13 protein-coding genes, 1 tRNA gene and 2 pseudogenes are annotated in these 12651 nt (G+C 72.3%); 9 read left to right on the top strand and 7 right to left on the bottom strand.

The genetic code is table 11. The annotated features are described in order from the left end of the window. Window positions 1–126 precede the first annotated feature (126 nt). From ACWDBE_RS20255 to ACWDBE_RS20245, 3 genes and pseudogenes are all read left to right on the top strand, one after another. A pseudogene (locus ACWDBE_RS20255) lies at window positions 127–1200 on the top strand (sugar phosphate nucleotidyltransferase); the annotation flags it as partial. A 197-nt stretch (window positions 1201–1397) separates the two neighbouring features. Next, the gene (locus tag ACWDBE_RS20250; protein WP_449787821.1) at window positions 1398–2516 is read left to right on the top strand and encodes a YIP1 family protein; all 1119 of its coding nucleotides are present in this window, start codon (window positions 1398–1400) and stop codon (window positions 2514–2516) included. 94 nt (window positions 2517–2610) lie between these two features. Continuing rightward, window positions 2611–3501, top strand: coding sequence for a metal-dependent hydrolase (locus tag ACWDBE_RS20245; RefSeq protein ID WP_449808699.1), 891 nt, complete (start codon window positions 2611–2613; stop codon window positions 3499–3501). Window positions 3502–3609: 108 nt separating this feature from the next. Here the strand turns inward: ACWDBE_RS20245 and dcd are convergent, their stop codons facing one another. Beyond that, on the bottom strand, window positions 3610–4185 hold the full coding sequence (gene dcd, locus ACWDBE_RS20240) for a dCTP deaminase (RefSeq protein WP_449787819.1): 576 nt from the start codon (window positions 4183–4185) through the stop codon (window positions 3610–3612). A 71-nt stretch (window positions 4186–4256) separates the two neighbouring features. Then, window positions 4257–4478: a hypothetical protein gene (locus tag ACWDBE_RS20235; protein ID WP_074001850.1), complete on the bottom strand. Its 222-nt coding sequence runs from the start codon at window positions 4476–4478 to the stop codon at window positions 4257–4259. A gap of 275 nt (window positions 4479–4753) precedes the next feature. Between ACWDBE_RS20235 and ACWDBE_RS20230 the strand changes: the two genes are divergently transcribed. Next, window positions 4754–4827: transfer RNA gene (locus tag ACWDBE_RS20230), tRNA-Gly, on the top strand. Window positions 4828–5058: 231 nt separating this feature from the next. Here the strand turns inward: ACWDBE_RS20230 and ACWDBE_RS20225 are convergent. Together ACWDBE_RS20225 and ACWDBE_RS20220 are read right to left on the bottom strand one after the other, a co-directional pair. Continuing rightward, the gene (locus ACWDBE_RS20225) at window positions 5059–5622 is read right to left on the bottom strand and encodes a GNAT family N-acetyltransferase (RefSeq protein WP_449808698.1); all 564 of its coding nucleotides are present in this window, start codon (window positions 5620–5622) and stop codon (window positions 5059–5061) included. A gap of 23 nt (window positions 5623–5645) precedes the next feature. After that, on the bottom strand, window positions 5646–6197 hold the full coding sequence (locus ACWDBE_RS20220) for a hypothetical protein (RefSeq protein ID WP_449808697.1): 552 nt from the start codon (window positions 6195–6197) through the stop codon (window positions 5646–5648). Between ACWDBE_RS20220 and ACWDBE_RS20215 the strand changes: the two genes are divergently transcribed. From ACWDBE_RS20215 to alaS, 5 genes and pseudogenes are all read left to right on the top strand, one after another. Continuing rightward, entirely contained in the window at window positions 6147–6518 is a 372-nt protein-coding gene (locus tag ACWDBE_RS20215) for a hypothetical protein (RefSeq protein ID WP_449808696.1), read from the top strand. The genes ACWDBE_RS20220 and ACWDBE_RS20215 overlap by 51 nt on opposite strands. Beyond that, window positions 6515–7114: an SLOG cluster 4 domain-containing protein gene (locus ACWDBE_RS20210; protein WP_449808695.1), complete on the top strand. Its 600-nt coding sequence runs from the start codon at window positions 6515–6517 to the stop codon at window positions 7112–7114. Before ACWDBE_RS20215 ends, ACWDBE_RS20210 begins: the two co-directional genes overlap by 4 nt. Next, window positions 7111–7551, top strand: a pseudogene (locus ACWDBE_RS20205) (orotate phosphoribosyltransferase); the annotation flags it as partial. The gene ACWDBE_RS20210 and the pseudogene ACWDBE_RS20205, both read left to right, overlap by 4 nt. A 118-nt stretch (window positions 7552–7669) precedes the next feature. Then, window positions 7670–8326 carry an HAD family hydrolase gene (locus tag ACWDBE_RS20200; protein ID WP_449808694.1) on the top strand — a complete coding sequence of 219 codons (657 nt, stop codon included), beginning with the start codon at window positions 7670–7672 and terminating at the stop codon, window positions 8324–8326. 228 nt (window positions 8327–8554) lie between these two features. Continuing rightward, a complete protein-coding gene (gene alaS / locus ACWDBE_RS20195) occupies window positions 8555–11215 on the top strand; it encodes an alanine--tRNA ligase (RefSeq protein ID WP_449808693.1) in 2661 nt (886 codons plus the stop codon). A 61-nt stretch (window positions 11216–11276) separates the two neighbouring features. Here the strand turns inward: alaS and ACWDBE_RS20190 are convergent, their stop codons facing one another. The 3 genes from ACWDBE_RS20190 to ACWDBE_RS20180 form a co-directional block, all read right to left on the bottom strand. Next, the gene (locus ACWDBE_RS20190) at window positions 11277–11834 is read right to left on the bottom strand and encodes a GNAT family N-acetyltransferase (protein WP_449808692.1); all 558 of its coding nucleotides are present in this window, start codon (window positions 11832–11834) and stop codon (window positions 11277–11279) included. A gap of 127 nt (window positions 11835–11961) precedes the next feature. Continuing rightward, window positions 11962–12204 carry a hypothetical protein gene (locus ACWDBE_RS20185; protein ID WP_449808691.1) on the bottom strand — a complete coding sequence of 81 codons (243 nt, stop codon included), beginning with the start codon at window positions 12202–12204 and terminating at the stop codon, window positions 11962–11964. 8 nt (window positions 12205–12212) lie between these two features. Further along, entirely contained in the window at window positions 12213–12641 is a 429-nt protein-coding gene (locus tag ACWDBE_RS20180) for a CBS domain-containing protein (RefSeq protein ID WP_449808690.1), read from the bottom strand. Between the last annotated feature and the right edge of the window lie 10 nt (window positions 12642–12651).

The raw sequence follows: 12651 nt of genomic DNA, 5'->3' as shown, positions 1-12651 counted from the left end.
CCGTTCCGGACGGAAGCCCCGGACGGGTGGCGACCCGCGCCGGCCGGACGGCCGGGTCCAGACCGACGACGAGGTGTCGGCCCACCGGGCCGGGCCGCAGAGACCACAAGGGGAACAGCGCAGACCATGACCGAGGCGATCATGCTGGTCGGTGGTAAGGGCACGCGACTGCGTCCGCTGACCACCCACACCCCCAAGCCGATGCTGCCGGTGGCAGGCGTCCCGTTCATCGCGCACCAGTTGGCCCGCGCGGCCGCCGCCGGCGTCACCCGCGTCGTGCTGGCCACCTCGTACCTGGCCGAGGTGTTCGAGGACCACTTCCAGGACGGCACCCCGTACGGCATCGAGCTGGTCTACCTGACCGAGCGCGAGCCGCTGGGCACCGGCGGCGCCATCCGCAACGCCGCCTCCGGCCTGACCTGCGGCCCGGACGAGCCGGTCCTGGTCTTCAACGGCGACATCCTCTCCGGCGTCGACATCGCCGCCCTGCGCGACGGCCACGTGGCCGCCGGGGCCGACGTCACCCTGCACCTGACCCGGGTCGAGGACCCGCGCGCCTTCGGCCTCGTCCCGACCGACGAGGACGGGCGGGTGCTGGAGTTCCTGGAGAAGCCGGAGACCCCGGAACAGATCGTCACCGACCAGATCAACGCCGGCTGCTACGTCTTCACCCGGTCCGTGATCGACCGCATTCCGGCCGACCGCGAGGTGTCCGTCGAGCGCGAGACCTTCCCCGAGCTGCTGGCCACCGGTGCGCTGCTGCGCGGCGTCGTCGACACCTCGTACTGGCTGGACCTGGGCACCCCGGCGGCCTTCGTCCGCGGCTCGGCGGACCTGGTGCTCGGCAAGGTCGACTCCCCGGCCGTCCCCGGCCCGACCGGCGACGCCCTGCTGCTGCCCGGCGCCACCGTCCACCCGGGCGCGGTGCTCAGCGGCGGCACCGTGGTCGCCGAGGACGCGGTGGTCGAGGCCGGCGCGATCGTCGAGGGCAGCGTGATCCTGCCGGGCGCGGTCATCGGCCCGGACACCCTGGTCAAGGACTCGATCGTGGGCGCCTTCGCCACCGTCGGCGACCGCTCGGCGCTGGACGGCGCGGTGATCGGCGACGGCGCGATCGTGGAGTCGGACAACGAGCTGCCGAACGGCATCCGGATCGCCTGCGGCACCCTGCTGCCGGTCGGCGCCGTCCGCACCTCGGCCGGCCCGGGCGGCTGCCCGGCCGGCACCAGCGCGGCCGCGGCGGTGCACGGGCCGTCGGTCGGCGCGCAGCGGTAACGCCCGCGGGGGCCGGGGCGTCCGCGGGGGCCCTCGGTCCCGTTCGTCTCAGCCTCGCTGCAAACCGGCCCCGGGTCCGTCCGGGGCCGACGCGGGCCGGGCCGGGCGGGTACCTTCGGACCGTGGCTGGTAATCGATACGACAGCGGTCAGGGCGCGAACCGTCCGCACGGCGGATGGTCTGCCCCTCCGCCGCCGCCCGGGGGGCACGCGGCGACGGACGGGCCGGAGTACTTCACGGCCCCGCACCCGGCGGCGCCGGGTCGGTCCGGTGGTCCCGGCGGCACGCCCGGCGGGCCCACCGGTGGGCCGGGGCGCCCGGCGGCGGGGGACGGGTACGACCCGTACGCGGCGGACCGCCCCGGGAACACCAGGGCCTTCCCGGTCGGCGACCCGTACGCGGGCGGCGGCCCGTACCCGCAGCAGCCGCCCTACCAGGGGCACCCGGGCCAGGAGCACGGCTACTACGACGACGGCCACGGGCAGCAGCCGCCGTACGGGCCCGCGCAGGGCTACGGCCCCGACGGGGGCTACGGGCCGGACCAGGGTTACGGCCCGGCCGCGGGCTACCGGTCGGACCAGGGTTACGGCCCGGACGCGGGCTACGGGCCCGACGGGGGCTACGACCAGCAGCCGTACGGCCAGGACAACGTCGCCGTCTACCGGGCCGGCGGCCAGTCCGCCCCGCACGTCGCCGGGCCCCGGCCGCACTGGCGCGAGCTGTTCACCGGCCTGTTCCGCAGCCCGACCGCGATCTTCGACCGCACCCGCGACCACCAGGTCTGGCTGCCCGCCCTCACCGTCTCGCTGCTGTACGGCGCGCTCGCGGTGCTCGGCATAGGGCTGACCCACGACGACATCGTCAACTCGACCTTTACCGTGGCACTGACCGGCATCCTCGCCGCCGCCGTCTGCTTCACCGTGGCCGGGGCGCTCTTCGGCGGGGTCACCTACGCGCTGGCCCGCCAGCTGGGCGGCGACGGCCCGTGGAAGGCGACCGTCGGCCTGGCCGCGCTGATCGGCTGGCTCACCGACACGCCCCGGCTGCTGCTCGACCTGGTGCTGCCCTCAGGCAGCGTCGTCGTCCAGGTCGTCGGGTGGGCCACCTGGGCGCTCTGCGCCTACCTGCTGACCAGCATGGTCCGGCGGCTGCACGACCTGCCCTGGGGCAAGGCCGCGGCCGCCTCGGCGGTGCAGCTGGTCGCGCTGCTGGTGCTGATCAAGCTGCCGACGCTGGGCTGAGGCCCTCCACGGACGAGGGGCAGAATGGGGGCGGGCCGCGGCCGAGCGCCGGGCCCGCCCCACCCTCGTCGTCCTACCTCACCGGAGCCAGGCCATGACCCTCCCCACCACCCACGTCAGCTTCCCGGCCGGGGCGGTGACCGGCGAGTCCCCGGTGCTCGCGGTGCACCCGCTGGCCGACGGACGGTACGCCGTCGTCACCGAGTCGACCCCGTTCCACCCGCTCGACCACACCTGGCCCGACCAGCCGGCCGACCACGGCACCCTGACCGTGGACGGCACCGAACTGGCCGTGGTCGACTGCCTGACCGGCGCCGTCGGCCCCGAGGGCGGGGAGCTGCTGGTCGGCGCCGACATCCCGGTCCGGCGCGGCGACGAGGAGTGGTCCTGGCTGGTCCTCCACGTCCTGGACAGCGACCCCGGCGACATCGTCGGCCGCACCGCCGCGCTCGCCGTGGACGCCGAGCGCCGGGGCGCCCTCAGCGCCTCACACAGCGGCTGCCACCTGCTCGCCCTCGCCCTGAACGCCGCGCTCGCCCCGCGCTGGCGCAAGGATCCGGGCCGCTCGGACGCCTTCGGCCACCCGGACTTCGACAGCCTCGCCATGGCGAGCTCGGTGATGGACACCGCGGCCAGCACCGACACCTACCGGCTCGGCAAGTCGCTGAAGAAGAAGGGCTTCACGGCGGACGCCACCGAGGAGTTCCCGGCCCTCGCCGACGCCCTGCCGGCCCTCACCGAGGCCGTCAACGCCCGGCTCGCCGCCTGGGTCGCCGCCGACGCCCCGGTCCGCATCGAGGTGCCCGGCCCCGAGCTCACCGCCCGCCGCCAGTGGCACTGCGAGCTGCCCGAGGGCGGCGCGCAGATCTTCTGCGGCGGCACCCACCTGCACCACCTCGGCGAGCTGGCCGAGCTGCGCACCGAGCTGCGGCTGTCCGAGGACGGCACCGAGCTGGTCGCCGTCACCAGCCCCAAGCGGGCCTGAGAACGCCGCGGGCGGCCACCCCTCGTCCGTCCTCGGATGGGGGTGGCCGCCCGTCGTGCGTGCGCTCCGTCGGCCCTGCGGGTCTCGCCGGCCCTGCGGGCCCTGCGGTCAGACCTTCGTCTGGTGGAAGTTCAGGTACGAGCGGGACGGCGTCGGGCCGCGCTGGCCCTGGTAGCGCGAGCCGTAGCGCTCGGAGCCGTAGGGGTGCTCCGAGGGCGAGGAGAGCCGGAACAGGCACAGCTGCCCGATCTTCATCCCCGGGTACAGCTTGATCGGCAGCGTCGCGACGTTCGACAGCTCCAGGGTCACGTGGCCGCTGAAGCCGGGGTCGATGAAGCCGGCCGTGGAGTGGGTGAGCAGGCCCAGCCGGCCCAGGCTCGACTTGCCCTCCAGCCGGGACGCGACGTCGTCCGGCAGCGTGATGACCTCGTACGTCGAGGCCAGCACGAACTCGCCGGGGTGCAGGATGAACGCCTCGTCGCCCTCCGGCTCGACCAGCCGGGTCAGGTCCGGCTGCTCCTCCGAGGGGTCGATGTGCGGGTACTTGTGGTTCTCGAACACGCGGAAGAAGCGGTCGAGGCGCACGTCGATACTCGACGGCTGGATCATCGCCGGGTCGAAGGGGTCGATGACGACCCGGCCCAGGTCGATTTCGGTCCGGATGTCCTTGTCAGAGAGCAGCACGCTTCGAGGTTACGTGCAAGAAAGGGCCCCGGACGAATCCGCCCGGGGCCCGTTCCGTCCTTCCGCGACCGTCAGGCCAGGAACTCGGCGGCCTCCAACCGCATCGCCCGCGCCAGTTGCGGCTCCGACAGCTCCCGCACGTCGGCCAGCACCGAACTCCGCATCCGTCCGCACTGCGGACAACGGATCAACCGCCCGGGGCCGAGCCGACCCGGACCGAGGTTCTGCATCGGGAACGTGGTGGTGCTGAACAGGTGCCCCTCGGCACAACGAACGACGGCGCGCTGCTCCATCGATCCCCTTCCCATCCCTAACCCAGTACTCACCCGTACTCACCGCCCCGGCGACCGAGCCCCGGGACAGCGTCACATTAGGGGATGTTCCGGACATTCCTCACCATGGCTCGCCGCCTCGGCCCCCACCCACCGGAGCACTCGCACGCGGCCCAAACAGTACGCCTCCGACACCCGCCCACCCCGCTCCGCCACGTCCCCCGGCCCCCTGTGCAACCACCGTCGCAGATGGGGTACAGTGACACTGGATCGAGCGGTCTCTGACGGCTCGTCAGGCGGGCGTAGTTTAATGGTAGAACATGAGCTTCCCAAGCTTAGAGCGCGAGTTCGATTCTCGTCGCCCGCTCCAGCGGTAAAGGCCCAGGTCAACGACCTGGGCCTTTCGCATTGTCTGGGCCAATCCACTCCGGCCGTAGCGGTGCCGATCCACAGGACACGGGTCCACTGTCGGCCGCAGTACGGCCGGCAGAAGCCGTCGACCCAGGTGTTGCCGTCGTCGGTCGCGGGTGGGTCGGGCACATCGCCGCGGGCGAACCCGGCGATGCCGGGGATCACTATGTGCGGCTCGGGCAGCACCGGATCACCGCCCCGGACTGAGTCCGTCGATCGATGTCCACTCGTGTTCCAGGATCGAGTAGGTGATCGAGTCGCGCCAGGCGCCGTGGACGAAGACGTGGTCCCGGATGCGGCCGTCCTCGGTCATGCCGGCCCGAAGAAGAGTGCGGGCAGAGGCTTCGTTGAGCGGGGAGCGGGCGGCCCAGATGCGGTGCAGGCCGAGGACGTTGAAGCCGAGGGCGCAGAGCAGGTGGACGGTCTCGATGCCGAGGCCCTTGCCCCACGCGGCGGGGTGGAGGGCGAAGCCGATGGTGGCGGCCTGCTGCGGCTCGGTGGCCAGGCGCGCGTAGCCGATCAGCCGCTGTTCGCCGAGGCGGGTGATGGCGAGGCAGTACTCGGTGCGCGGAGTGGCCAGCGCGGAGGCGATGGAGCGGGCGGTGATCGCCTGGACCTGTTCGCGGGTGCGGGGTTCGAAGCTGAGGTGCCGGGTGGCCTCGGGGTCGCCGTAGATGGCCAGGAGGTCGTCGGTGTCCTCGGGTTCGACTTCGCGCAGTGCCAGGTTGGGGCCGGTCAGGTGCACAGGATTCATGGCTGCGGAGCCTATCCGTGGGGTCACCGGACGAGGACCGAGGTCGGGGTGGCGGTGAAGGCCTCGATTTCCTCGCGCAGACCGGCCGCCGCACCGCTGCCGCTGCGACGGCCGTCGCCGTGCAGGGCGGCGTGCACGCGCTGGGCGCTGCTCACGATGCCGAAGTTCCTCAGTGCGACGGGGAGGTTGAGCACGGGGCGGACGGCCTCGGCGGCGCCCTCGATCTCGCCGCGGGCGATGCGGGCGAGGGCGAGGTCGGTCTGGGCGCCGGCCTGGTCGCCGAAGGCCCACTCGTCCTCGGTGGCACTGCGGTAGGCGGCGACGGCCGCTTCGGACTGGCTCTCGCCGAGCGCGGCGTCCTGGCCGAGCTGCACGGTGGACTCGGCGACGTAGTAGAGCTGGCGGGGCACCGGGAAGGTCATGATGCCGCCGAAGGCGTCGAGGTCGTCGGGTTCGACGGCGGCGCGGGCATTCTCGGCCCGTTGGATGGCCGTGCGGGTGGCCTCACCGTCGCCGAGGAGGGAGTGAGCGCGGGCGGAGAGGCAGGCCAGCCAGACGCCGGTGGTGCCGCGCACGTTGCCGGCCACGTTCTGCCCCAGGGCGGCGTACTCGGCGGCCTCGCCGGGGCGCCCGGCCCAGTCAAGACCGCCCTGGCCCCCGCCTCGTGGTTCTGGGGCTGGTACCAGCTGCGCGAGGAGATCGCCGTCACCCCGATCGGCCGCGCCTGCCTGGGCGACCTGGACGCCGCGATCAGCGGCCCGGCCATCCCGGAGGCGGCCGACGTCACCGAGGCGATCGAGCGGGTGCTCGCCCTGGCCGAGCGGGCCTGCCCGCAGGCGCTCGACGGCCTGCACGACGCCGTCGCCGCCTACCGCACCTACCAGGAGCTGGTGTGAACGCACTCCACCTCGCGGGCCCGGCCGCCAGCCGGGCCCGCGAGGGCCTGACCGCCGTCTTCTTTGGCGGCGTCGTCCCCGCCTCCGCCCAGGAGGAGACGCTGGCTGAGGAGATCGGCCGGGCCCTCGCCCAGGCCGGCTACCAGCTCCTGCACGGCGGCTACAACGGGCTCATGGAGGCCGCCGCCCGCGGAGCCGGAGGCCAGGGAGCCACGGTCACCGCCGTCACCCTGACCGGCAAGCACGACGAGTGGGGCGCGTTCAACCCCCACACCACCCTGTCCGTCCACCTGCCCGACCCCGGCGCCCGCCTCAACCACTACCTGGAGAACGCCGACCTGGTCGTCGCCATGGGCGGCGGAGTCGGCACCCTCCACGAGCTGACCGCCGCCCTCTACTACGCGACCACCATCCGGCCCGTGCCGGTCTGTCTCGCGGGCGCGTCGGCCCTGCGCCTGCTCGCCTTCCTGCGCGAGGAGCGGTGGCTGTACGAGACCCCGACCCGGCCGCTCGGCTTCCTCACCACCGCCGAGTCCGCCGACGCCTTCCGCGCCCACCTCGCCTCGCTCGACACCACCCCGATCGGAGGAGAATGACCACCCGCACCCCGTCGGCCGGCCTCGCCGCCCGACTCGCCGAAACCGCCTGCGTCAACGCCCCGTTCAAGCTCGCCGACGGCGGCCGGCTCGACGTGTACTTCGACGAGTACCGGCTCGCCTCCGACCCCGCGCTCCTGCGCGACACCGCCACCGCCATGGCCGACCTCGTCCCCGACGACGCCCAGGTGCTCGCCGGCATCGAACTCGGCGGCGTCCCCCTCGTCGTGGCGCTGTCCGCCGCCACCGGCCTGCCCGCCGTCTTCGTGCGCCGCAAGCCCAAGAGCTACGGGTCGTTCCACCAGGTCGAAGGCCGTCCCATCGACGGCCGCCGCATCGTCCTGGTCGACGACGTGGTCCGCTCCGGCGGCCAACTGCTCCACATGGCACGCATCCTGCGGATGGTGGGCGGACCGGTCACCCACGCGCTGTGCGTCCTGGAGCGACCGCTCGGCGGCCGGACGCTGCTGGCCGACCACCGCGTCACGCTGCGCTCGCTGTTCACCGAAGCCGACCTGCCGTCACCCCGGGGGGCGGTGCCGCGTGAAGCGGGCCATGCTCTTCGACCTCGACGGCGTCCTCGTCGACAGCCGGGACGCCCAACTCGCCACCCTGGCAGGCTACGCGACCGCCGCCCTCGGCAAGCGGGTGACCGTCGCCGATCTCCCGGCCGACGCCGCGACCACCCCGCGCGAGTACGTCCTCTCCGATCTCGGACTGGACGGGCCGGTCAACGAGGAAGGCTGGGCCGCAGCGAGCGCCACGGCCACCCTGACCGCCGAGGTGTTCCCGTACGTCGCCCAGACCCTTGCGGCGCTCCGCGAGGCCGGAGTCGGCACCGGCATCGTCACCCTGCGAAGCCGCCAACGGGTCAACTGGCTGCTGCCGCAGGACATCCTCGACCAGCTGGACACCGTCGTCTGCTACGAGGACGCCCAGCCCAAACCCGCCCCCGACGGCGTCCTGCTCGCCCTCGAACGGCTCGACGTCACCCCGAGAGCAGGCATCTTCGTCGGCGACACCGAGACCGACATCCACGCCGCCCACGCCGCGGGCGTCACCGCCGTCGGCGCCGGCTGGGGCTTCGCCGGCCCCGAAGCCCTCACCCGGGCCGGAGCCCACCTCGTGATGCCCCGCGCCGACCACGCCGCCTTCGTCCTGCCCCTCCTGGTCGGCATCGGCCGTCAGGAGGACAACTCCAAGCGATCTTGACCCCGGAGCCGCTACTGTTGGTGGCGTAGTCGCAGCAGACCGTTGCGTCCGTTGTCGGCTGCGCCACCTCAGAGCGACGGATACCGGAGTCATGGTCTACACCGTGGGGGCGCGAGCTATCTGCGCCGAGCTGGAGAACTGAGAACCACTCAGTCCTCGTTCTCGGCCCGGCTCGGCGTGTGATCACCCCCCACCTCTCCGCGACTTTTCCGTGAGGGCCATACCGCCATGCGCTCGACGCAGATCCGCTCCACCTTCCTGGACTTCTTCACCTCGCGCGGCCACCGCCACGTCCCGTCCAGCCCGCTCATCCCCTCCGACCCGACCCTGCTGCTGGCCAACGCCGGCATGAACCAGTTCAAGCCCTACTTCCTGGGCGAGGTCACCCCGGAGTACCCCCGCGCCACCACCATCCAGAAGTGCGCCCGCACCTCCGACATCGACAACGTCGGCCGCACCAACCGGCACGCCACGTTCTTCGAGATGATGGGCAACTTCTCCTTCGGCGACTACTTCAAGGCCGACGCCATCGCCTACGCCTGGGAACTCCTCACCCAGGGCTACAACCTGGAGAAGGACCGCCTCTGGATCACCGTCCACCAGAGCGACGACGAGGCCGAACAGCTCTGGCACAAGATCGGCGTACCCACCGAACGCATCCAGCGCCTCGGCGCGGACAACTTCTGGGACATGGGCGTCCCCGGCCCCTGCGGCCCCTGCTCCGAAGTCAACTACGACCGGGGCCCGGCCTTCGGACGCGAAGGCGGACCGGCCGTCGACGGCGAACGCTACGTCGAGATCTGGAACCTCGTCTTCATGCAGTCCATGCGCGGCGAGAACGACGACAACGGCACCTTCCCGATCCTCGGCGACCTCGCCCAGCAGAGCATCGACACCGGCCTCGGCCTCGACCGCCTCGCCGCGATCCTCCAGGACGTCGAGAACGTCTGCAGCACCGACCTCCTCCTGCCCACCCTGACCACCGTCCAGGAACTCGCCGGCCGTGACTACCCGGGCAGCGGTTCCGGTGGCGAGGAGAAGGTCTCCTTCCAGGTCGTCTCCGAGCACGCCCGCTCCATCGCCTACCTCATCGCGGACGGCGTGCTGCCCGCCAAGGACGGCCGCGGCTACGTCCTGCGCCGTCTGATGCGCCGGGCGATCCGGCACGCCCGCATGCTCGGCATCGACCAGCCCGTCCTCGCCCCGGCCACCGCCAGCGTCATCGCCAACCTCGGCGACGTCTGGCCCGAACTCACCGGCCAGGCCAGCCTCATCGAGCAGGTCGTCACCGCCGAGGAAGAATCCTTCACCCGCACCCTCACCCAGGGCACCCGGCTGCTGAACGCCGCCATCACCCGCAGCCGCGACAGCCGCTCCACCACCCTCACCGGGGACACCGCCTTCGAACTGCACGACACCTACGGCTTCCCCGTCGAGCTCACCATCGAGGCCGCCCGCGACGCCGGGCTGGCCGTTGACGAGGACCGCTTCACCGCCCTGCTCGCCGAACAGCAGAAGCGCGCCAAGGCCGGCGGCAAGGCCAAGACCGCCGAGGCCCTGCGCCACCAGGACGCCTACCGCGAACTATCCTCCCGCCACGGCCGCACCGACTTCACCGGCTACGACCGCCTCGACACCGAAGCCACCGTCCTCGGCCTCATCTCCGACGGCACCGCCGTGCCCGGCGCCGACCAGGGCAGCACGCTCGAACTGGTCCTGGACCGCAGCCCGTTCTACGCCGAGTCCGGCGGTCAGGTCGGCGACACCGGCACCATCCGTACCACCGGCGGCGCGCTCCTGGAGGTCCTGGACACCAGGCTCGGCCTGGAGGGCTTCCACGTCCACACCGTCCGCATCCTCGACGGCGAGATCCGCAGCGGCGAGCAGGCCGAAGCCCTCGTCGACGGCCCGCGCCGGGACGCCGTCGCCCGCTCCCACTCCGCCACCCACGTCCTGCACGCCATGCTCCGCCGCACCCTCGGCGACCACGCCCGCCAGCACGGCTCCCTCGTCGACGCCGGCCGCCTGCGCTTCGACTTCGCCCACTTCTCTGCGCTCGACCCCACCCAGCTCGCCGCCATCCAGGCCCTCGTCAACGACCACCTCCTCGACGACCCCGAAGTCCGCATCTGGCACGCCACCCGCTCCGAGGCCGAGGCCGCCGGAGCAACCGCCCTCTTCGGCGAGAAGTACGGCGACCACGTCCGCATCGTCGACATCGGCGACTTCTCCCGCGAACTCTGCGGCGGCACCCACGTCCCCCACGGCTCCAACGCCGGCCCCGTCCGCATCCTCGGCGAAGCCTCCATCGGCTCCAACCTCCGCCGCATCGAAGCCCTCACCGGCCGCGACGCCCTCACCTACCACGACACCGAACGCCGCCTCCTCGAAGAACTCTCCACCCTCCTCGGCACCCGCCCCCAGGACGCCCCCGACACCCTCCGCAAGCGCCTCGACGCCCTCACCACCGCCCAACAGGAACTCGCCCGCCTCCGCGATGCCGAGTTCCACACCCGCGCCCAGCAACTCGCCGCCTCCGCCCGCACCGTCCCAGGCGGCCGGATCGTCACCGAGAAGGTCACCGGCCTCGGCTCCGACGAACTCCGCACCCTCGCCACCAACACCGCCGACCTCCTGGGCAACGGCCACGCTGTCGTCGTCTTCGGCACCGAACACGATGGCAAGGCCCTCCTCGCCGCCGCCATCACCCGCAGCCTTCTCACTGCTGGCACTCAGGCCAGTCAGCTTCTCGCCTCCGCCGCCCGCACCGTCGGCGGCGGAGCCGGTGGCAAGGGCCCAGTTGCCAGTGCCGGCGGACGCCGCCCCGAGGCCCTCGACGAGGCCCTCACCATCGCCGCGCAGGACGCTGCGCGAGCCCTCGACCAGTAGCGTCGGCCGCCAGCGCGTGCGGTCGGTGCCTTCCAGTTGGGGAGGCACCGACCGCACGTTTTCACCGTTCCCGGCCAGCTGCGGCAAGGTCTTTCAGCAGGACCACGCTCTCGTAGTTGGTCACGTCCCACCGCCACGTCCCAACGGGGACGTACCCCCGTCGGCGATACCAAGCGACCAGCTCAGTGGCCTCGGCCGACGTATCGATGACCGCTTCCGCGGCCCCGAGAGCGACGATGCGGTCCTCCGCCACGGTCAACAGCCGTTGTCCGAGGCCCGTCCCCTGACACGCGGGATCCACCGCGAGCTGCCAGAATGAGCCCGCATCGGCTGGTGCCGGATACCCCACGGGCACCGTGTACGGTGCCGCTACCGTCACCGACCCGACCAGCTCAGCGCCTTGGAAGGCGAGCCAGCACTCCCCCCTCCCCATCCGGGTAGCCGTGTCCTGCACGGACTGGTACGACGCGAAGAAGACCCTGCCAGCCGCTGCATGAGCGGCGTATGCGCGGTGCAGGAGAAGGGTGAGTTCCTCGGCTGAATCACCATCGGTGAATCGCCGTATCGAGATGTCTCTTTCAGGGCCAGCCGACCGGCCGTGAACGTTGCGCAAGATCACAACGAACAGTTTCACTCCGATGCAGCTGGAGGGCCTCCGGGAACGCCTACCTGCCGGCCGGTGAGTGGTTGGCACGTAGCGACGGGACACCAGCAGGGCATGGCCGCACGTCCTCTCGCCGCTCCGTTCACCAGTCCAGGAAGTGTTCAGCGGGCAGGAATAGGTGGTCGCAGGGGTTGTTGTCGCGGTCGCAGTGGAAGACCAGCTGCCAGGAGTCTGCCATGCGCTTCCACCACAGCCGCTCCATCGCGTCCGCCAGGGCTGGCATCGGGATCGGCACCACCGGCCAGTAGCCAGCCATGAACGCCGAGGTCCGCTCCAGGTCCCCGGCCGTACCGGCACTCGTGGGCTGGCAGTCGGGCTGAGCCACCGACGGCGTCACGGAGCCGGCGCGGCGGCGAGGAGGCCGGTGGCGCGGTCCGCAGTGAGCACGCCGAGGATGTAGCCGTCCTCGTCGACGACGGGCCAGACCGCCAGGTGCTTGATCCGCATGACTATCGCGGCCAGGGCCAGGCCCATGGTCGGCCAGGCGAACGGGCCGCGCTGGTGGGTGGTCGCGCTGATCGCGGTCCGCTCGGTGTCCCAGGAGCGGGTGAGGAACGGGTGGAGTCCGGTGCGGGTGACCAGCCCCTCACACCGGCCGTCGTGGCCGCGGACGAGCAGGTAGTCGAGGTGGGCGCCGCGGAGGACGTCGTCGGCCTGGTCGACGGTGCTGTCGTCGGCTATCTGGTAGTCGCAGGGTTCCATGGCGTCGGCGACCGTGAGGCCGTGGCCGGGCCGTGCGGGCTGAGTCGAGTGAGTGGTCACGGTGTTCACC

This window comes from Kitasatospora sp. NPDC001132, assembly GCF_053598415.1.
This window is presented reverse-complemented; position numbering and strand designations above follow the sequence as displayed.

Excerpts from the sequence above, each read along its gene's own strand:
- ACWDBE_RS20225 (WP_449808698.1), bottom strand. The coding sequence starts at position 5,622 with ATGAATCCTGTGCACCTGACCGGCCCCAACCTGGCACTGCGCGAAGTC.
- ACWDBE_RS20245 (WP_449808699.1), top strand. The coding sequence starts at position 2,611 with ATGACCCTCCCCACCACCCACGTCAGCTTCCCGGCCGGGGCGGTGACC.
- ACWDBE_RS20235 (WP_074001850.1), bottom strand. The coding sequence starts at position 4,478 with ATGGAGCAGCGCGCCGTCGTTCGTTGTGCCGAGGGGCACCTGTTCAGC.
- ACWDBE_RS20200 (WP_449808694.1), top strand. The coding sequence starts at position 7,670 with ATGCTCTTCGACCTCGACGGCGTCCTCGTCGACAGCCGGGACGCCCAA.
- alaS (WP_449808693.1), top strand. The coding sequence starts at position 8,555 with ATGCGCTCGACGCAGATCCGCTCCACCTTCCTGGACTTCTTCACCTCG.